At 45.8% G+C, this 20978-nt stretch carries 18 protein-coding genes; 3 read left to right on the plus strand and 15 right to left on the minus strand.

The window, feature by feature from the left end; translation table 11 throughout:
* Entirely contained in the window at positions 1 to 2178 is a 2178-nt protein-coding gene (locus F0220_RS23690; protein ID WP_105601831.1) for a RelA/SpoT family protein, read from the minus strand.
* 374 nt (positions 2179 to 2552) lie between these two features.
* On the opposite strand from F0220_RS23690, the gene uraA reads away from it, so the two are divergent.
* The gene (gene uraA / locus F0220_RS23695; RefSeq protein WP_091020470.1) at positions 2553 to 3869 is read left to right on the plus strand and encodes a uracil permease; all 1317 of its coding nucleotides are present in this window, start codon (positions 2553 to 2555) and stop codon (positions 3867 to 3869) included.
* 160 nt (positions 3870 to 4029) lie between these two features.
* Here the strand turns inward: uraA and F0220_RS23700 are convergent, their stop codons facing one another.
* The 6 genes from F0220_RS23700 to F0220_RS23725 all read right to left on the minus strand — a co-directional run bounded on the left by F0220_RS23700 (position 4030) and on the right by F0220_RS23725 (position 10544).
* Positions 4030 to 4545 carry an adenine phosphoribosyltransferase gene (locus F0220_RS23700; protein WP_091020472.1) on the minus strand — a complete coding sequence of 172 codons (516 nt, stop codon included), beginning with the start codon at positions 4543 to 4545 and terminating at the stop codon, positions 4030 to 4032.
* 37 nt (positions 4546 to 4582) lie between these two features.
* Complete coding sequence (recJ, locus tag F0220_RS23705) at positions 4583 to 6991, minus strand: single-stranded-DNA-specific exonuclease RecJ (RefSeq protein ID WP_105601832.1); 2409 nt, start codon at positions 6989 to 6991, stop codon at positions 4583 to 4585.
* Positions 6992 to 7031: 40 nt separating this feature from the next.
* The gene (locus F0220_RS23710) at positions 7032 to 7991 is read right to left on the minus strand and encodes a cation diffusion facilitator family transporter (RefSeq protein WP_105601834.1); all 960 of its coding nucleotides are present in this window, start codon (positions 7989 to 7991) and stop codon (positions 7032 to 7034) included.
* Between the two features lie 73 nt (positions 7992 to 8064).
* On the minus strand, positions 8065 to 8973 hold the full coding sequence (gene secF / locus F0220_RS23715) for a protein translocase subunit SecF (RefSeq protein ID WP_105601835.1): 909 nt from the start codon (positions 8971 to 8973) through the stop codon (positions 8065 to 8067).
* Positions 8963 to 10213, minus strand: coding sequence for a protein translocase subunit SecD (gene secD, locus F0220_RS23720; protein ID WP_051447453.1), 1251 nt, complete (start codon positions 10211 to 10213; stop codon positions 8963 to 8965). The genes secF and secD overlap by 11 nt, the downstream gene beginning before the upstream one ends.
* Positions 10214 to 10304: 91 nt before the next feature.
* Positions 10305 to 10544, minus strand: a complete 240-nt coding sequence (locus F0220_RS23725; protein WP_036617497.1) for a post-transcriptional regulator — start codon at positions 10542 to 10544, stop codon at positions 10305 to 10307.
* A gap of 227 nt (positions 10545 to 10771) precedes the next feature.
* Between F0220_RS23725 and spoVB the strand changes: the two genes are divergently transcribed.
* Positions 10772 to 12394: a stage V sporulation protein B gene (gene spoVB / locus F0220_RS23730; RefSeq protein WP_105601837.1), complete on the plus strand. Its 1623-nt coding sequence runs from the start codon at positions 10772 to 10774 to the stop codon at positions 12392 to 12394.
* Positions 12395 to 12397: 3 nt separating this feature from the next.
* On the opposite strand, the gene F0220_RS23735 is transcribed toward spoVB, so the two are convergent.
* Positions 12398 to 13126, minus strand: coding sequence for a YetF domain-containing protein (locus F0220_RS23735; protein ID WP_105601856.1), 729 nt, complete (start codon positions 13124 to 13126; stop codon positions 12398 to 12400).
* 228 nt (positions 13127 to 13354) lie between these two features.
* Here F0220_RS23735 and F0220_RS23740 point away from each other — a divergent pair, with 228 nt between their 5' ends.
* Positions 13355 to 13747, plus strand: coding sequence for a TIGR04086 family membrane protein (locus tag F0220_RS23740; protein ID WP_091020482.1), 393 nt, complete (start codon positions 13355 to 13357; stop codon positions 13745 to 13747).
* A 125-nt stretch (positions 13748 to 13872) separates the two neighbouring features.
* Here F0220_RS23740 and yajC read toward each other — a convergent pair whose 3' ends face one another.
* From yajC to ruvC, 7 genes are all read right to left on the minus strand, one after another.
* Positions 13873 to 14184, minus strand: a complete 312-nt coding sequence (gene yajC, locus F0220_RS23745; protein WP_105601839.1) for a preprotein translocase subunit YajC — start codon at positions 14182 to 14184, stop codon at positions 13873 to 13875.
* A gap of 68 nt (positions 14185 to 14252) precedes the next feature.
* Positions 14253 to 15389 (minus strand): tRNA guanosine(34) transglycosylase Tgt, encoded by a 1137-nt coding sequence (gene tgt, locus F0220_RS23750; RefSeq protein WP_036616872.1) that lies wholly within the window; start codon positions 15387 to 15389, stop codon positions 14253 to 14255.
* 43 nt (positions 15390 to 15432) lie between these two features.
* On the minus strand, positions 15433 to 16461 hold the full coding sequence (queA, locus tag F0220_RS23755; RefSeq protein ID WP_105601840.1) for a tRNA preQ1(34) S-adenosylmethionine ribosyltransferase-isomerase QueA: 1029 nt from the start codon (positions 16459 to 16461) through the stop codon (positions 15433 to 15435).
* A 6-nt stretch (positions 16462 to 16467) separates the two neighbouring features.
* Positions 16468 to 18555, minus strand: coding sequence for a SpoIID/LytB domain-containing protein (locus tag F0220_RS23760; protein WP_105601841.1), 2088 nt, complete (start codon positions 18553 to 18555; stop codon positions 16468 to 16470).
* Positions 18556 to 18677: 122 nt separating this feature from the next.
* Positions 18678 to 19688 (minus strand): Holliday junction branch migration DNA helicase RuvB, encoded by a 1011-nt coding sequence (gene ruvB, locus F0220_RS23765; protein ID WP_091020485.1) that lies wholly within the window; start codon positions 19686 to 19688, stop codon positions 18678 to 18680.
* Positions 19689 to 19743: 55 nt separating this feature from the next.
* Positions 19744 to 20358 carry a Holliday junction branch migration protein RuvA gene (gene ruvA / locus F0220_RS23770; protein ID WP_036616866.1) on the minus strand — a complete coding sequence of 205 codons (615 nt, stop codon included), beginning with the start codon at positions 20356 to 20358 and terminating at the stop codon, positions 19744 to 19746.
* Positions 20355 to 20858, minus strand: a complete 504-nt coding sequence (gene ruvC, locus F0220_RS23775; RefSeq protein WP_017686765.1) for a crossover junction endodeoxyribonuclease RuvC — start codon at positions 20856 to 20858, stop codon at positions 20355 to 20357. The genes ruvA and ruvC overlap by 4 nt, the downstream gene beginning before the upstream one ends.
* Between the last annotated feature and the right edge of the window lie 120 nt (positions 20859 to 20978).

Genomic DNA, 20978 nt, shown 5'->3' on the forward strand with positions numbered 1-20978 from the left:
TTACTGCATAATCCGATGCACTGAATAGACATCTTTCACACGTTTGATCCGTTCTACAACGGATTGCAGATGATCCGTATTACGAATCAGAATTGTGACGTGCACCAATGCTAATTTATTTTTATCTGTCCGTCCTGTAACGGCAGATATATTGGTTTTACTTTCAGATACAGCCTGAAGTACCTCATTGAGCAAGCCATTCCGATCATGGCCTGTAATCTCAATATCCACACTGTAACTTGCTTCGATATTCTCTTCCCACTCGACCTCTATAACACGTGCTGCTTCTTCACCGTCTGCACTTGTAGGAATATTCGGACAGTCACTACGGTGTACGGAAACGCCGCGTCCACGTGTAACGTATCCGATAATGTCATCTCCAGGTACAGGATTACAGCATCGTGCGAATCGAACAAGCAGATTATCGATGCCTTTGACACGAATACCGTTGGTTGGTCGATTTCTGCGCTCAGGCGCAGGTTTCAGCTCGCGCATCTCAGAATTTAATTCCAGCAAACTGGATTCTTCCTGCTCTTTACGCAGTTTTTCGGTTGCTTTGGTTACAATCTGTGCAGCAGTAATCCCACCGAATCCAACAGCCGCAAGCATGTCCTCAATATCATTAAATGCATATTTTTTGGCAGCTTCCATCAACTTGTCATCCGTCATCCACGCAGAAGGATCAAGCCCCATACGTTTCAGTTCACGCTCACAGCTTTCCCGACCTTTTTCAACGTTTTCTTCACGGCGTTCCTTCTTGAACCATTGCTTGATCTTCGCTCGTGCATGAGAAGATTTCGCAATTTTCATCCAGTCCTGGCTCGGTCCGTAAGAATGTTTGGACGTCAAAATTTCGATGATATCACCTGTCTTCAGATGATAATCAAGCGGAACAATCCGACCGTTTACTTTGGCACCAATGGTCCGATTACCAACCTCCGTATGAATTCGATAAGCAAAATCCAAAGGAACAGAGCCGATCGGCAATTCAATGACTTCTCCTTTTGGCGTAAATACAAATACCAGATCCGAGAAGAAATCCATTTTGAGCGATTCTACGAATTCTGACGCGTCCTGTGCTTCATTTTGGAGTTCAAGAATTTCGCGGAAGAACGTAATTTTATCTTCGAATTGCGGACCTGCCGCTGCGCCTTCCTTATATGCCCAGTGAGCAGCGATACCAAATTCAGCAGTCCGGTGCATATCCCATGTCCGGATCTGTACTTCCGTTGGTTCGCCATTGGGACCAACTACGGTTGTATGCAGCGATTGGTACATATTCGCCTTTGGCATCGCAATATAGTCTTTAAAACGTCCAGGCATCGGTTTCCATAAGGTGTGTATAATTCCCAGGGTAGCATAACAATCCTTGATATTATCCACAATAATACGAATGGCAAGCAGATCATAAATTTCGTTAAACTGCTTGTTTTTGGTGGTCATTTTCTTGAACACGCTGTAGATATGTTTCGGGCGGCCCGAAAGGTCTGCCTGAATGCCCATCTCATCGAGTTTGTTCGTAATTCCGTCCATAACCGTATCAATATATTGCTCACGTTCGGCACGCTTTTTGTGCATCAGGTTCGCAATACGGTAATATTGCTGCGGATTCAAATAACGGAGGGCGATGTCCTCCATTTCCCATTTGATCGCAGAGATCCCCAGACGGTTCGCAATCGGACAGAAAATTTCCAGCGTCTCATATGAAATTCGGCGCTGGCTTTCTTCCGACTGAAACTTGAGTGTCCGCATATTATGCAGACGGTCAGCTAATTTGATCACGATGACACGGATGTCCTGCGCCATGGCGATGAACATTTTGCGGTAGTTCTCGTTCTGCTGTTCTTCCTTGGAGCGGAACTTAATACGTTCCAGCTTCGTCAAGCCGTCAACAAGCATGGCACACGTATTGCCGAAATGATTGCGGATCTCTTCAAGTGAGACCGTAGTATCCTCTACTACATCATGAAGAAGCGCTGCTATTATGGAGATGGTGTCCATCTGCATGTTCACAACAATGTCGGCAACCGCAAGCGGATGCAGAATATACGGTTCTCCCGATTTTCGCGTCTGTCCATGGTGGGCATGATCAGCAAATTCGTAAGCTTCTCGTATGCGCACCAGATCGGGTTCTTTGATATATGCCCCGGCCTTCTCGAGTAATTGCTCTATGCCCATTCTGATCTGTTCCGTGTCCTTTCTATACCAAATGGAACCCGTGACAGTGCTGCAACACAGGTTCCCCGTAAAAGTAATTTCCTATAATTATGACGCTTCGCCCGTTTCCCGTCAACTGCTGACGAATAAGAGCGCTTATCCAATTTTTATATTGGTGATCTGTATTACTGTTAACCCGTTTCCCTATGCTTCACAGGGGATTGAATGTATTTCTTTAATTCTTATGTATTATTGCCGTTATTTGCTGAAATAGAAGGAAAATTCATGAAAATATAAATTCCATCGCTCTGCTACGTCAAAAATGTTATTGCTTAATTAAGAGAAACTCTGTAATCTATTGAAAGTTTGTGTTTCGGAAAAGGAGATGAAATTCATTGCAACGCGAAATTCAGGTTAATCAAAAGATGCCACTTGGCTCAGGTTCACTGCTTAGCCTTCAGCATTTGTTCGCCATGTTTGGCAGCACGGTGCTTGTACCTAACCTGTTCGGTGTCGATCCAAGTATGATCCTGCTGATGAACGGGATTGGAACACTGTTGTACATACTGATGTGTAAAGGTAAGATTCCAGCATATCTCGGATCAAGCTTTGCCTTTATCGCACCTGTCACAATGGTATTAAAAGAAAATCCAGGTAACGGTTACTCCATGGCACTGGGCGCCTTTATCATTACAGGTATTGTGTTCTGCCTCGTAGCCCTCATTATTAAATATGCTGGTACCGGATGGATTAACGTAGTCTTTCCCCCAGCAGTTATGGGTGCCATTGTTGCCCTGATCGGTCTGGAACTCGTACCCGTTGCAGCTGGTATGGCCGGATTAATTAATTCGGATCCTGTAGCTAACCCCAACTGGTTTCCTCAGGCAAAACCCATTATTCTCTCTATGGTCACGCTCGGAATCACTGTCATTGGAGCCGTGACGTTCCGTGGTTTCCCCAAAATCATTCATATTTTAATCGGAATTGTATCCGGTTATGTATTGGGTAGTTTAATGGGTCTCGTAGACAAACAAGCTATTGGACAAGCTGATTTCATCTCACTACCGACTGTAACCACACCTACATTTGACTGGTCCGTCATTTTCACCATTTTACCTGTAGCGCTTGTCGTTATCGTAGAACATATTGGACATTTACTTGTAACCAGCAGCATTGTGGGCAAAGATCTTTCGAAAGACCCAGGCCTCCATCGTTCCCTGCTTGGTAACGGGGTATCCACCATTCTTTCCGGGTTTGTAGGATCTACTCCCAATACAACCTATGGTGAGAACATCGGTGTTATGGCACTGACCCGCGTATACTCTACATACGTCATTGGTGGGGCAGCGGTTATTGCAATCGTGCTCTCCTTCTCAGGGACGTTCTCAGCACTTGTAGCTAACATTCCTGTGCCTGTTATGGGTGGGGTATCCCTGCTTCTGTTCGGAGTTATTGCAGCATCGGGTCTGCGTATTCTGGTTGAACAGAAAGTCGACTTTGCCAAGCCGACCAATTTACTGCTTACTACACTTGTACTGGTCATTGGACTGAGTGGTACTGAGGTTGTCTTCTACGGCGTTCATCTGAAAGGGATGGCACTGGCAACCATCGTCGGAATCCTGATGAGCTTGTTGTTCAAACTGTTTGAAGTAATGGGTTGGTTGAATGACGATTCGCAAAAACAGCCTATCACTGAAAAAACGCCGGATTAATCTCACTGTACCGTATATAATCAAAAAAAGCCTGTTCTATCCAACCTTAACGGTTGGATAGAACAGGCTTTTTTATAATCATTAATGCTGTATATTATTTCCCGGGAAACGGAAAAGCAATTCAGGTTTTAATCACAACACTCCAAGTGGAGATTTAAACTTAGTAGTTCATCAATGTGAATACATCGATTTTTTCAGGCAACTTAGCACGACCATTCAGATCAGACAGCTCGATCAGGAATGCAGCACCAACAACGTTCCCACCCAATTGTTCAATCAAGTTGATGGAAGTTGCAATCGTTCCACCCGTTGCGAGCAGATCATCTGCGATCAGGACATTTTGACCTTTTTCAATCGCATCTGTGTGCATCGCGAGTGTATCCTTGCCATACTCGAGATCATAACCAACTTCAATCGTCTCTCCAGGCAGTTTTCCACTTTTGCGAATCGGAGCAAAACCGACACCAAGAGCGTATGCCAGAGGGGCGCCCACAACGAAACCACGTGCTTCAGGTCCAGCAATAACGTCAATTTTGAGATCAGAAACCATCACTTTCAGTTCATTGATCGCATTGCGGTACATTTCTCCATCCTTCAACAATGTTGTAATGTCCTTAAAGCTGATTCCCGGTTGTGGAAAGTCAGGGATGACACGAATATAATCTTTAAAATCCAAAATAATCTCCTCCTAAAATAAATACACAAACTTCCATCTAAGATACGCCCTTCATCCGGGATATCATCCATTGTGTCAGTTGCGGTGTGGCTGCATCCAGCATCACCTGTTCTATCTCGGCCATATTTTCGAGCGCCTGATAGTGACGTGAAGCGGTTAGTTCACGCTTAGGCGGGTTATCCACAAACGTAATTTTGCCGTTATCACGGGTAATGAAGGATAACTCTTCGAATACATCCAACATCATCGTAATCATGCGCGGCGAACAACTACACTGACGACTGAGCACAGGAGTAATCTCTTGTTCCTCCACGGGTTCAGCTTTCCATTTCAACACCTGCATATAAATACGCTTAAAGAGTTCTCTGGAAGGCATCTGAAGGCGATCTCGGCGGTTGCCTGATCCGTGCAGAAGGATGATATTCTCAGCTCCACTGAACAAAGCCAGCATGGCATTAAGTTGTTCCGGGGTTTCCGGCGTATCAAACACAAATAACGTCCGGACTTGTTCCTGTCCATAATGCTGTGCAGCAGCATTACACGGAAATAACCCGACCTTTCTATCATATACCCAAAGGCAAGGTTCATACAATGAATTTCCCTCGGAAACGTCTGTTTCTTTCCGAACAATTGCACCAACAGAACCAGATTTATATCGCAGATGCACCTCAAGTGAGCTCAAGAAATGTTTCATCGCATTTAATGGCTCGGCATTTCCGCGCAAATCAAACACTTGAACCTGAGGAACATGAATGTCCTGAAGCATCAATTGAGGTTTTCTCATTCCATTCCATTCATTGATGGACAGTTCTCCCATCACATCAATAACGGAACCTGGGAGAAGAAATTCTGCTAACGCTCCCTTGCCAAAAGCGACGGTTTCCAGTTGCTGACCATCCTGTTCCAGAACCAGTTTCAGATGGCGTTTCTCTCGTCCCATCGTTCTGGTTTCCTTCACAGTCACACTTCTCAATACAAACCGTGGCGAAGGATTGCTCATTCCAAAAGGCTGCAATCTGTCGATCTCCTGGATCACTTTCAGCGGAACATCACTGATTCTGCATTCATCATCCGCAAGACGTTGAGGTACAAAGTCCTCTTCAGTTAATACAGATGCAGCAAACTCATTCAAACCAGCCTCAAGTTCTTCCAGCTGTTCCCGATGCAAGGTCATACCTGCTGCAGCAGGGTGTCCCCCGTAATGGTCCATAGTGTGTTTATTGACTGTGAGTGCCTGATAGATATCCAAGCCCTCAATGGAGCGCGCAGAGCCCTTGCAGACACCGCTCTCTGGATCGATCCCAAGGATAAGTGTAGGTCGGTAATAACGCTCCAGCAATTTGGACGCCACAATACCAACCACTCCAACGTTCCAGCCCTCACCAGCCAATACGATTACATCTGGAACGGATCCTGAACGTAGCTGTATCTTTTGTTCCAGCTGTGCAGTTGCTTCTTGTAATATGCCCTCTACGACTTGCTGCCGCTCCCGATTCAATAGATCTAGTTGGCCCGCAAGCGTATGAGCTTCATCCAGATTCTCGGTGGTGAGAAGTGATACCGCTCTCCCGGCATGATCCAAACGTCCACTGGCATTAATACGAGGTGCCATGGCAAAGGCAATATTAATTGAAGTCACCTGACTCTGATCCACTCCACTGATTTCCAGCAATGCACTCACACCGGGTAGACGTGAACCACGCATCGATTCTATTCCATAACTGACGATAACCCGGTTCTCCCCTTCCAAAGGCATCAGATCGGCTACGGTACCGATGGCGGCAATCTCCATCCATTCACCGGGTACCTCCCCGATTAGTGCCTGAGCAAGTTTCAGGGCTACTCCCGCTCCGGCCAAACCTTTAAAAGGATACGGACATCCTGGAAGTTTTGGATTAATAAGAGTAAAGGCTTCTGGCAAAATTTCAGGTGGCTCGTGGTGGTCTGTCACAATGACTTCAATTCCCAGTGTTGCCGCATAGGCAATCTGTTCAACAGCACTGATTCCGGTATCCACGGTAATAATCAATGAAACGCCTTGTTGATGGGCCCAATCTAACGCATGGTTGTGCAACCCATACCCTTCATTCGAGCGATGAGGGATATAGATATCGTACGAAGCCCCAAGATGACGCATCAAATGGATCATAAGCGATGTGCTGGATACGCCATCAGCGTCATAATCCCCGTAGATCAAAATATGTTCTTCCCGCTCCAATGCCAGTTTGATACGTGGCACAGCTTCATTCATGCCGAGGAGCAGATAGGGATCATGCATCTGATTAAGGTCAGGATGCAAAAAACGTTCGGCCTCCTTCTCATTGTGCACTCCTCGACTCACAAGCAAACGTCCAACAAGGGGTGAAACGGAAAGCGCCTGCGAGAGTCCCGCAGCCGCCTCCAAATCGATATTCGGTGTATTCCACCGGTATTGCGAATAAAGCAATGATAACGCTCCTTTCCTGATCTACTGGACCCGCGCTTCACTACTGAATTAATGTCGCTTCGTGATCGGGCAGTTCATGATTGGATTTATAGGGATAACCTGGATCATAAGGTATCGCTTGAATCTGTACTTCTTTCACATGACTGAAACGGGTGAGCAGTAATGTCTTGGCACGATTTGCAATCTCCTGTGCTTCCAGTATCGAGATCCTCGGATTCACACTAATGACCAGCTCAATCGTAACGTCATGTTCCTGTTCACGTGCAACCAAATGCTCAATGGTAATGATGCCATATACCCGCTGTACGGTCTCTTTGAAATCTGACGCTTCTTCCTGCTCCAACTCCTGAACGAGTGAACCATAGACTGTGTCCACAATCATTCGGTAACCCTTGTGAAGCACAAAACAGGAAGCAATCAACGCAGCTGTGGGGTCCAGGTAGAGCAGCATGCTCAAACCCGTTTCTTCACCAGCCATCGATCCTATAATGCCGATTAACACGGTGAGCGAACAATAGAGTGCACGGCGATGTTGCTGTGCATAGGCCAGCGCCTGAGACTGGTTTCGTTTACGGAAATATCTGTACTGAAATTGAAAAATCGCTTCTTTCACAGCCAAAGCTGCAACAGCCACCAAAAGTACCGACTTGCCGGGTGCTTCCGGTTCACTTCCGGAGAGACTGCCCAATGCGGAGATGGCAAGCTGTAATCCACCCATGAGAATCAGCACAGATAACAATACTGAGATTCCGGGTCTAGCAACACTTGAATGTTCTTTAAACCGTCCCCCGCGAGCCTTGCTCTTATCACGTACAGACTTGGAGGGAAAGAGACCTGCCAGGGCAGAACCAGCTTCAGAAGCAGAATACAAGCCGTCAGCGAGCAATGATTTGCTGTTTGCCATATAACCGACTCCCGCTTTGATTACCGCAAGTCCCATATTACCGGCAATACCACTCCATGTGGCAGCCTGAGCAGATGGGATATGTTCTCTGGTCATGAATATTCCCCCTTAATTCTGTACATAAAGTTGCAAAACCGCGCCTGGCAGACGCGGCTTCACAATAAAATGTTTAGTTAGATTCTTTAGCTACTGTCTTAGGTTTGTTCGTTTGTTTACCTTTGAGCGTGAGCCATAATGGTGCCGCAATAAAGATTGAAGAGTAAGCGCCGAACAGTGTTCCGATCACCATTGCAAGTGAGAACATGCGGATGGATTCTCCGCCAAAAATAAACAAACAAAGGGAAGCAACAAAAACCGTAAATGTTGTATTTAATGAACGAGTCATTGTTTGTGACAAACTGTGATTAACTACTTCGCGCAAGTCTGCTTTAGATGACTTTTTAGCAAATCGCAAATTCTCACGAATCCGGTCAAAGATAACGATGGTATCGTTAATTGAGAATCCGACAATGGTCAATACTGCGGTAATAAAGGTCAGATCCACTTCCAAGCGGAAGATCGAAAATACGCTTATGACAACAAATGCATCATGGAACAATGAAACCACTGCCGCCACAGCAAAGCGCCACTCGAATCGGATTGCAACATAGATCATGATCCCGATACTTGCAATGAGTACCGCGTAGATCGCATTGCGCTCCAATTCTTTGGCCATCTCCGGATCAACCGTATTTACTTCATAGGAAGCCGATGCATCCAGTTTGGTAAATTCCTGTTTAAATTTACTCTCTTGGGTCTCATCCAATTCATTGGAGAAACGAACATTTACACGGTCAGCCCCCGGTGTAATGGTAACATCACCCTCATCAACACCGATGTCCTTAACGATAGGTTTAATCTGCTCCGCTGTGATTGCTTTGGATACCGAGATATCCACATTCGATCCAGCACGGAAATCAACCGCATAATTCAAACCCAAAGCCAGAATGCTGATGATCCCCGTAATCGTCAGAATAATCGAGAAGAAATAGGCAATCTTACTTCCTTTAACATAATCAAAATTCCAATTAAAGCGCACGAATTTCACTCTCCTTCACTCCGAAGTACTTAGGCTTCTTCAACACGTTACCCCGAACAAGCAGGGTCAACAGGAAGCGGGAGAAGAAAATATTCGTGATAATACTGGTGACAATATCAAAAATCAGCACGAGTGCAAAACCTTTAACCGCACCTGTTCCCAAGAAGAACATAACAGCCGCAGCAATAATGGTTGTGATATTGGAGTCAATGATTGTTCGGAAGGAATGTTTACCACCCGCTTTAACCGAAGACAAGATCGACTTACCACTGCGCATCTCCTCTTTAATCCGTTCGTACGTGATGATATTGGCATCCACCGCCATCCCTATACCCAGGATAAACGCCGCAATACCTGGAAGGGTAAGCACGAATTCTCCTAAATAGAAGATTGCAAGTACCAGCCACGTATGTGTAATCAAGGCAAAACTCGCAATAATACCAGGAATGCGATAAAGCCCAATCATGAACACTAGAATAATAACGGAACCAATCAATCCCGCTTTAATAGTCTGATCCAAAGAAAGCTTACCAAGTGTTGCACCAACACTTTGTGAATACTTCTCTGTAAGTTTCAGTGGCAATGCACCCAGGTTAATGGTGTCACGAAGCTGGTTTGCTTCGTCACGTGTGTAAGCACCCGAAATCTGAGCGGAACCATCTGTCAACTGTTGTCTGACGGTTGGAGCAGATAGAAGCTCATCGTCCAAATAAATAGCGAGAGGTTGTCCGATCAAACGTTTGGTAATCTCGGAAAATTTGGCTTTGTCTTTCACTTGAATGTCAATCATCGGCTCATTCAATTGAGTGAACACAACTTTGGCTGCATTCTCAACAAATTCATTTCCGCGAAGCTCAATTTTGGTGTATTCGCCTTCCTTGTCGTTCTCTGCTTTACTACGGAAGGTCAAAACAGCAGGTTCTTTCATTTTGGCTCTAACTTCAGCCTCATCCGTAACCCCTGCCAACTTCAATCGAATCCGGTTGCTTCCTTCAGTGGTTACCTCCGGTTCGCTTGTTCCGAGCGCATTGGCGCGGCTTTCAAGGCTTTTGGCCGTTTGCACCAAAGATGCTTTCGTTACTTGTTGACCTGCTTCGAGCGGCTCTGCTTCATATAAGATCTCGTAGCCTCCCTTTAAATCAAGGCCCAAGCGTATATTTTTGAGCAGTTCCGGGCTTGTTCCCACCATTACCCCTGTGGTGACAAGCACGACCAGAATGAAACTGATAATTCTTTTCATGCCGTTCCTAGATCCCCTTTCGTTCTCAATATTCCTATTATAGCGATGCCGTAAAAAGCAGTCAATTTTCAACAAAAAAGATCCCTTTCGTCTAGAAAGAGGACCCCCGGTATGCAGACACGGTCATAAAGTTCATAAAGCTTGTTGCTTTCAGTGACAAAATGTCGTTCACCAGCTGGTGAAGCGGTGGAATGCCCTGTTTTTCATATTTATGACTGACGCAATTCCAGACATCTTTGCTGGTGACATATTCGTAACCGACAAGCCTTAATTCCTCCGCCTTGCTACGGCAGAGCATCTCTATTGACTGTTCCAACTCCACATCATTCATTTCTTCCAACGGGGAGCCTCCCTTCGTACATCCAAGCCTTTATGCGGCATCAATATTACATGATTCGACTTCGCCTAATCATATTCCTTCTTGCTGATTATGGTTCTTTTTGTTAATCGTGTCCAAGTTGTCATGAGAAGATAAAGGACTGGCATAGGATGAAGAACAACGGCTTTGTCCCGTTTATGTTGATAGCCTGTACTTTCAACCGGGAAAGAGGGATAGTCTTGAAGAAACAGACATTTATTCAGGGGGCCATGATCCTGCTCGCGGCAGGCATAATTAATCGAATACTTGGTTTCATACCGCGCATTGCGCTGCCACGAGTCATCGGTGCAGAAGGTGTTGGCATCTACCAATTGAGCTATCCCTTTTTTATCGTACTGGTGACATTAATTACGGGTGGTATTCCGCTCGCCGTAGCCAAGCTCGTAGCCGAAGCTGATACCGGTGCCAATCGTTATTCTCCCCAGCGAATCCTGCAAGTAAGCTTAAGTTTTACGTTGACCCTTGGTGTTGTATTCATGTTTTTGTGCATCCTGTTTGCACCCTGGGTTACCAAGTACGTGCTCACTGATGAGCGGGTGTACCATACGTTCGTTAGTATGAGCCCAATGATTGCCATTATCGCCGTATCTGCTGTCTACAGAGGGTACTTCCAAGGCAAGCAAAATATGATGCCTACTGCCATTTCATCCATTGTTGAAACCATCATTCGTATCGTCTGTGTCATTTGGTTTGCCTGGCTTCTCCTCCCCCACGGTATTGCCCAAGCTGCTGCTGGTGCCATGCTGGGCGCGCTCGTTGGAGAATTCGGCGGTATGCTTGTACTCTTGTGGAAGTATAACAGGCAGAAGAAAGAGTTACCGCTCGCTATGCAACAGAACATGTCCAATCTCACAGCCAAACCTTTAAACCCAATACCTTCAGTTCTGAAAGAAAAGGGTACTCCACAGCCGGGATTAATCCGGCGTTTGCTTGCAATCTCTATTCCTGTTACAGCAGGCCGATTGGTTGGCTCCTTATCCTATCTGGCCGAAACCATCGTTACTGCCCAGAGTCTGGCTCTGGCAGGCATATCCAAAGGGCTCGCTACAGCACAATATGGTGCATTACAAGGTATGATTATTCCTTTGCTACTGCTGCCGGGAGCACTAACCTCATCGCTCGCGACATCACTTGTGCCTTCACTGTCCGAAGCTTCTGCGCAGGGAGATCGCGCACTGATTCACAAAAGAATGCATCAGGCCTTACGTTTGGCACTTGTGACAGGTGCTCCGTTTTCTGTGTTTATGTATGTGCTTGCCGAACCGATGTGTCTTGTTCTGTATAATGATGCATCGATCGGAAGCATGCTGAAACTAATGGCTCCCTTTGCTTTGTTCATTTATATTCAAGCTCCTCTTCAAGCTGCATTACAAGCTCTTGACCGTCCAGGTAAAGCATTGCTAAATACGTTTATCGGTGCTGTTATCAAAATCACGTTGATTTTAACGCTTGCTTCCCAGCCTGAATATGGCATCTTCGGTGCAGTCATCGCCATCTGTGTGAATTCTACGGTAGTTACCCTGTTGCATGCCCAAAGCGTACGTAGCCTGCTACAGTTCCGCTTCAAAATGATGGATTGGGTCAAGACGGGTGCAGGAATGTTTATCATGGGAGCAGCGACCCTACTCGTATACGAAGAGACTGCCATGATATTGCCTTTTTGGGTAAGGATGCTTCTCGCTCCTTTTGTCGGGCTTATCGTGTATTTCATCGTCATGGGCTGGACCAAAATGATTGACTTTCATGATCTGTCCCGTGTTCCTTTTATTGGTTCATGGTTCAAGCGCCGGTCAGGCAAATGATTTTCATTTTTTATCATCTTTTGGACTGACATATATCTTCCCATTGTGGTCAATGGAACATATAAATACATCCTTGAAATCCAGAATTCCGTTATATTGAATTTGATTTTTCAGCCAAAATCTCGTTTTCTGGATGATCTCCAGATTCTGATCCTGGACCTTTCCGTCCATAATTAAGGGTAGTGGCAGACCTTCATATTTAATATTTGGAAATTTGATATTTGGAGATCCGTCAATCTGGTTTTTTCCCGTTTTGGATTTACTGGAAGAAGAATCTTCTGAGTCAGAACCGGAAGAATTGCTGTCGTTAGAAATATTCTCATCCTTGGGAAACACGGTCAGCTTGCCTGTGGTCTCCAAAATAGCGAAATCAACCTCACCGATACTGTCTACATTCTGTTCACGGAGTTGTTGCAATAGATCATCCAGATTATAGCGTTGCTTCCGCATCTCATCCCGGTGAAGGACGCCTTTGGAGATCAAAACAGTAGGTTTGCCATCAATTATCAGGCGAAGACGCCGACTTTTAAGACCTATAAAGGCCATTCCGATCTGTACAATGATCAAGGTAAGCATGGGGGCAATCCCGTGAGAGAGCGGTTTATCAATATCTTCAATGACAAAAGCAGCCATTTCAGCAAGCATAATGGACACGACAAGATCAAACATGGATAGCTTACCAATCTCACGTTTACCCATAACCCTCATTGCACAGTACACCAAAAAGTACATGAGAATGGTTCGAAAGATATGTGATCCGACATCTGGGAAGTTCACAACAGGGGTCCTCCTTCGAAACTGAGTTTTTAACAGTTAGCTGGGTAGTGCAATCCCTATTTTGACCTGAACCTTACATGCTCATGCAGAAATAATCCGTTCATTTAATGGAAAACAGTTCATAAGTCCGAAGGCTTGACCATACACTGTATTAACTTATAACTTGTACAAGGGGGTTGCTTCATGCAATTGATCCGCCGCTTGGTTTCGTTTCGAGTGTCCAATCCGATTCTGTCAGGCCTCTGTCAGGCTTTTGTATGGATGTTTATCGGGGCATTTATTCTCTCCTTGTTTCTCTGGATGAGCGGAATGCGGGAACAGGACCTCTCGTTGTATACCTATGTTGTTCATGGCTTGTCATTATTGGTTGGTGGTTTTGTGGCAGGCAAACGTTCTGGTGAAAAAGGATGGTACTACGGAGGGATTACCGGAATCGTATATGGACTCCTTGTGCTGTTGATCGGATTTCTCGCGCTGGATGCTTCGTTTAATTGGAAGGATAGTCTACAACTGCTTAGCGCGTTTTTCATTTCAGCTCTCGGTGGCATATTCGGTGTAAATACGCATCGCTCCTAACTGACTGGTAAAGAACATCGACCTTCACTCATAAATCAAAAAAGAGAACCGGGTCTCCAAGGAGATCCGGTTCTCTACTAGTGAATACGCCACAAACGTACCCTCATTATTCTATGTTACAGTAACTATTCAGCAGCCGTATCACGAGCTACGGCCGTGCTGATTGCATTGCGGTCAAATGTAAGCTTAGTTACATCGTTTACACGCAATACAACCACATCGTCCGTAATCTCAGCGATCGTTCCGTGAAGGCCACCAATCGTTACAATTTTATCGCCTTTTTTCAACTGGCTCAGCATGGAATTCCGTTGCTTTTGCTTTTTGTTCTGTGGACGAATCATTAAGAAGTAGAAAATCGCAACCATGAGTACTAAAGGTACAATCAAAGATACGATTCCACCGCCTTGCGCTCCTGCTAGAGGCATTCCTTGAAACATTCAAAACTCCCCCTTATCGACTATACGTACAGATATTACTTGTTACGCCGGCTTCCGCAAAACTTGAATCAGAAACCTTTGTCATTGTCATGAAGACCATATTGATCGAAAAATTCATCCCGGAAATCAAGCAAACGATCTTCCATAATGGCTTTACGTACGTTACGCATCAAATTCTGCAAGAAATGAAGATTATGGATCGTTGTCAAACGCAGGCCAAATGTTTCATCTGCTTTGATCAAATGACGCAGATAAGCTCTGGAATAGTTGCGACAAGTGTAGCAATCACATTCAGGATCTAATGGTCCAAAATCTGTTGCAAACTTGGCATTGCGAACTACCAGACGTCCTTGGCTGGTCATTGTTGTTCCGTTACGGGCAATCCGGGTTGGCAGAACACAATCGAACATGTCCACTCCACGAATTGACCCCTCAATCAACGCATCGGGCGAACCTACCCCCATCAAATAACGTGGTTTATTGGATGGCAACAAAGGTAACGTATAATCCAATACACCATACATCAAATGTTTCGGTTCTCCAACACTCAGTCCACCAATAGCATACCCCGGGAAATCCATGGAAGTCAAATCTGCGGCGCTCTGACGGCGAAGATCCTCATGCATGCCTCCCTGTACGATGGCAAACAGACCTTGGTCATGCGGACGAGCGTGACTTTCGAGACAACGTTCCGCCCAGCGGCTTGTTCTTTCGAGTGATTTTTTTACATATTCATATTCAGCCGGATACGGTGGGCATTCATCAAACGCCATCATAATATCGGAGCCAAGTGCGTTCTGGATTTCCATCGCTACTTCAGGAGAAAGGAACTTCTTGTCTCCATTCAGATGAGAACGGAAGTTAACGCCTTCTTCCGTAATTTTGCGCATCTCGCTGAGAGAAAACACTTGGAATCCGCCGCTGTCCGTCAGAATTGGACGATCCCAGTTCATGAACTTGTGCAATCCGCCAGCTTCACGAATGATTTCATGTCCTGGTCTTAGAAAAAGGTGATAGGTATTACTCAAAATAATCTGAGCATCCATTTCTTTCAATTCTTCAGGGCTCATTGTTTTGACAGTCGCCTGTGTACCTACAGGCATAAAGGTTGGTGTCTCAATAATACCGTGAGGTGTATGTACACGTCCCAGACGTGCACCGGATTGTTTGCAAGTTTTGATATGTTCATACGTAATTGCTGCCATTGGTTTTAATCATCCTCTAAAAGTTAATCGTTATACCGTTATACTAATATATCAACATGGCATCGCCGAAGCTGAAGAACCGGTATTTCTCTTGGATGGCTTCCTCATATGCCTGCATAATATGTTCCCTGCCTGCTAGTGCACTAACCAACATAACCAACGTGGATTTCGGGAGATGAAAATTCGTAAGCATCCCATCGATCACTTTGAAGGAATAGCCTGGGTAGATGAAAATGCTGGTCCATCCGCTGCTCGCTTGCAGTATTCCATTTTCAAATTTGCTGCCTACCGTTTCCAGAGTCCGGCAACTGGTTGTACCAACCGCAAAAACACGGTGTCCATTCTCTTTGGTCTGGTTAATCAGGTCTGCTGTTTCTTGTGACAAGGAGTAATACTCCTCATGCATGACATGATCTTCTACAACGTCTACCGACATTGGTCTGAACGTTCCCAGTCCTACATGCAGCGTAATGAAGGCAACATTAACGCCCTTGGCACGAATCTGATCCAACAATTCATCCGTAAAATGGAGTCCTGCTGTAGGTGCAGCCGCCGATCCTTCATGCTTGGCATACACAGTCTGATACCGTTCACGGTCATCCAACGTCTCTTTGATATAAGGCGGCAACGGCATCTCGCCCAGACGGTCCAGAATCTCCTGGAAGATTCCATCATACGTAAACGTAAGTGTACGTGCCCCCATCTCGCCCTCTTCTTCAATGATTGCCTTCAGTTCATCACCGAATACGATGACCGAACCGGCTTTCAGTTTTTTACCCGGCTTAACCAGTGCTTCCCACTTGTCGCCTTCCACATTTTTAAGCAATAACACTTCTGCCTTTGCTCCTGTATCTTCTTTTGTACCAAACAGACGAGCGGGAAGAACACGTGTATCATTCAGAATCAATGTATCACCGGGATTCAGAAAATCGATAATATCAGGAAACGTTTGATGATTAATCTCACCACTATCTTTGTTCAAGGCAAGCAAACGGGATGCCGTGCGATCAAGCAACGGCGTCTGTGCTATCAATTGCTCTGGTAATTCAAAATCATATAAGTTCACATTCATTTAGTTTCATTCCTTAACAATAGTCGCATTTTGATAATAGTGTTTCAATATTGCCTGGTAATCATACCCCTCATCTGCCATGCCTTTGGCTCCCCATTGGGACAAACCCAATCCGTGGCCATTGCCCTGACCGATGAACATGAAGGTCTGACCCTGCGTTACCGCTCTCGCTTGACCATCACCACTCATCACCACAAGGGCATTACCGGATGATGAGCCTGTACCAGAGGCAGACATTACAGCAGCACCATTAGAACCGGTTTTGCTGGCTGTTTTGCCGTCAGCGCCTAATACAGTATAACTTCCGGTTCCTGCAATATCAAATAAAGTGCTCGGTAATCCACCAAGCGCAGAGCGGTATGTATCGGCATATTTCACCGTCATAGCCTGTCCGTTGGCAGTGACTTCAAGTGCTCTTCCGGAAGGTCCACGCTTGGTCACTTCCAAGGTTGAGATTGAAGCAGGAACAGACGCTGTTGTTTTACCCTGAAGGGATTTAACCAACTGTGCAGACGTGAAAGGTCCTCTCACCCAAGCATAATCATTCGATTGAGCCACTTTTGCCAGTACAACAGCTTCGTTGCCTGGATTCATTTTGGCTACAGGTTCAACGGTGGATTGAATTAATGGAATGGCACGTACATTGGTGTTCTGAGCCGTTACCGTCACTTTTGCCAGTCCCGCATTGGTCTTGGTCGTTAATTCTTTGATGTTATCCTCACGAATGTACCCGCTAACGCCTGAACTCAGCAGCACATGGTACCACGTATGTAATCCTGCCTGGGCTGATGTATCCCCTGAGCTAACCACATTGGTGAACACACCTGCTCCGCCGTTCCATACCTCAGAAGGATGAGCGGTCTGTCCGCCCGCATTGGAGGAGAACACCGCTTCGATAATTTTCCCACCGCTCTTGACTACTTCTCCAGCAGTTGCATCTACTGCGCTGGTTACTTTATCGTTCTCCGAACCAATCCCGTTATAGGCTTGGCTGAGCGTTGTATCCACAACATTGGCAATTTTGAAACGTTCACCCTGTTGAAGCGCGTAGGATCGGGCAGCTACGGCTTGAACTTTCAGAGCTTCAGCAGGCCAGGAGGAATACACCTCTGCCCCTACGACAGAGTACAGGTATTGCTCCAGTGGAACGACATTGACCAACGCCAGATCACCACTTACGATGCTGATTTCCATATCTCCACGATACGTTCGCTGGGAACGTTCCACTACTTTGATCCCATTGCCATTCCCTTGTACCAATGCTTTGGATTCAGTACCTGCAATGGTGTAATGGGGAGCTGTTTTGAGTGCATCCGTACTTAATCCTGCATCCTGGCGAATGATGAGCCCTGCACTATTGTTGACAGGTGAAAGGCTTACCCCCGGAGCTTTGGCTTCCACACTGTTCTTTAATGCGGTTAATTCCGCATCCGTTGAAGCTTCACCCACCCATACTGCATATGCTTGGCTTCCTCCACTCAGTTGAAGGACCGGATAAGCACTACTAACTCCTGTTGATAAAAGGTTGGCTTGCGCTGCCTCTGCTTCCTGAAGTGAACCATACGTTCCAGCAGACAGGCGCTTACTTCCGGTCACAGTTGGCTTTTGACCAGCCAATTGAGCTGCTGCTGCCTTTTGTACCCGTGTAACAGCTTGTCCAGCCAGTGCCTCCGTTGCATAATTGCCTGTGTAGAGCTGGTAAATGGCATTTCCATTCATGGACGTTGTGAACAGCAATGGCTTATCCGCGGTTGCTTGCAACAATTTTGCTGCTGCAGATGCTGCCTTGAAATCTGCTGTTTCCAACACTTTCACTCTGAAACCATCTGCACTGAAACGAACTTGCCCTGCCGGAAGGCTTACATTAGCACCACTCTCTGATTGGATACTCCATTGTCCCGTCGATTCAAGCGTAATAAGTGGTGTAGTTGATTTATACGTACTGCCCAGATTCGCAAACAAGGCTACCCGGATCGTTTGTCCATCATTTCCCGCTGCATAAGCAGGCACTTGCAGACAACCCACTGTCAAAAGAGCTGCCGCCAGTACCTTCAATCGACGACTCCACTTCTTCGTTCGTATTGCTTTTCCCACATTCAGACTCCTCTCCATGCATTGCCTTCACTTTATATCGGATTAACACACGTAATATTTCAATGTTTATGGTGAACCTTCAATTGGTAAACGTTCGAATCGTGGACTTTCACCAGGCTCGATTATTTCCCGTCTCTTGGTGGAACAGGTAGACCCAAATGATGATAGGCTAGATCTGTTACGATCCTGCCCCTTGGTGTACGCTGAATCATGCCAATCTGAAGCAGATACGGTTCATAAACATCCTCGATCGTCTGACTCTCTTCACCAATCGTAGCAGCAATGGTATCCAGCCCTACCGGTCCTCCCCGGAAGCTGTTGATCATCGATTTGAGCATCTTATGATCAATCTCATCCAGGCCACGCGGATCAATCTGGAGACGTTGCAACGCTTCTTCCGCCAGTGTCTGTGTTATAATCCCGTCACCACGCACCTGTGCAAAGTCACGTACTCGTTTTAACAAACGGTTCGCGATCCTCGGTGTCCCACGTGAGCGCAATGCAATCTCTTGCGCAGCATCCCCCACAATTTCCACACCCAAAATTTCGGTAGAGCGTGAGACGATATAAGCCAGCTCATCAACTGTGTAGAATTCCAATCGACTGATAACACCAAATCGGTCTCGAAGTGGAGCAGACAGCAAGCCAGCACGCGTTGTAGCCCCAATCAGAGTGAATGGCGGCAGATCCAGCCGAACGGAACGTGCACTTGGACCTTTACCAATCATAATGTCCAATGCGGAATCTTCCATAGCGGGGTACATGACTTCTTCAACTGTACGATGCAAACGATGAATCTCATCAATAAACAGGACATCGCCTTCCTGCAGATTGGTTAACAATGCTGCAAGATCACCCGGGCGTTCAATAGCCGGGCCTGACGTAGTTCGTAAATTAACGCCCAGTTCGTTGGCAATAATATTGGCAAGTGTTGTTTTACCCAGTCCAGGTGGGCCATATAACAAAACGTGATCCAATGCCTCATTACGGAATTTGGCAGCTTCAATATATATCTTTAAATTTTCCTTCACCTGATTCTGCCCGATATATTCATTCAGATACCGGGGACGAAGACTCAACTCAACATTTTGGTCCTCCATCATCAGGTTCGCGGAAATAATCCGATCATCCATGTTCATCCCTACCTTTTTTTGCAGGCTACAGCTATATTATAATATGCAATTTGTATTATCCCGTAAACAGCATTTGCAGCGCCTTTTTCATCAACACATCAACGGAATCTGCTGTAGTAACATCCTTTTTCAATTTGAGCCATACTTTATCAAGCTCACTGTCAGTATACCCAAGTGCCTTGAGACCTTCACGTGCCTCATCCCAAGCTGAACCACTTCCCGACTCTTCCGATGGAGGAGCGAACAAACCTGTTGCATACGCTGCCGCACCAAAGCTATCCAGCTTATCCTTGAGATCCAGAATCATGCGTTGTGCAGTCTTCTTGCCGATGCCTGGCAATTTGGTCAAGAACGTAAGATTCTCCTGATAAATCGCCGTAACCACATGTTCTGGTGTACCTCCAGCGAGTATGCCCAGAGCTACTTTTGGACCGATACCGGATACTTCAATCAGTTTACGGAACAAACGCTGCTCATCCCGGGTAACAAATCCAAACAGCAACATCGCATCCTCACGCACATGATGGTGAGTGTACACCGTAATTTCGCCTTCTTGCTTGGCAAACGCAAATGGATTCGGACAGAATACGCGATACCCTACACCATGAACATCCAGCACAATATAATCATTCTCTACATGAATGAACTGTCCTCTTAGAAAATCAATCATTTTCGCAATACCTCATTCAACTTGGAATTTAATGTATAAGAGTGTGCGTGGCACACGGCTACAGCCAATGCATCCGCTACGTCATCCGGCTTAGGAACGACCTGAAGACGCAAGAACATTTTGACCATCTCCTGTACTTGCTTCTTCTCCGCTTTACCGTACCCCACAACAGCCTGCTTGATCTGCATTGGCGTATACTCTGCAATAGGTAAACCCTTCTGCGCGGCAGCGAGTACCATAACGCCTCTCGCCTGACTGACAGACATTGCTGTTGTAACGTTCCGGTTGAAAAAAAGTTTCTCTAGCGCTACTGCGTCAGGTTTGTATTTATCAATCAATTGCACCATACCTTCATATACGTGAAGCAACCGCTCCTCTTCAGGGGTATGAGCTTCCGTCTGAATACATCCATATTGTACGGGTACCACCTTACTGCCGATTTTATCCACAAAACCAAAACCAACAATCGCAATACCCGGGTCAATTCCCAAAAAACGCAAAACCATCTCTCCCTCACAAAAGCGAACATATGTATCGTTCATTTCATTATAACAAAAGATGGACCCTGCGGCAGGAAAAACTTTGTCTAACTGATTACTCGTCTTTATTCGCGGAATTTT

This window comes from Paenibacillus sp. 37, from assembly GCF_008386395.1.
Taxonomy (GTDB): Bacteria; Bacillota; Bacilli; order Paenibacillales; family Paenibacillaceae; genus Paenibacillus; species Paenibacillus amylolyticus_B.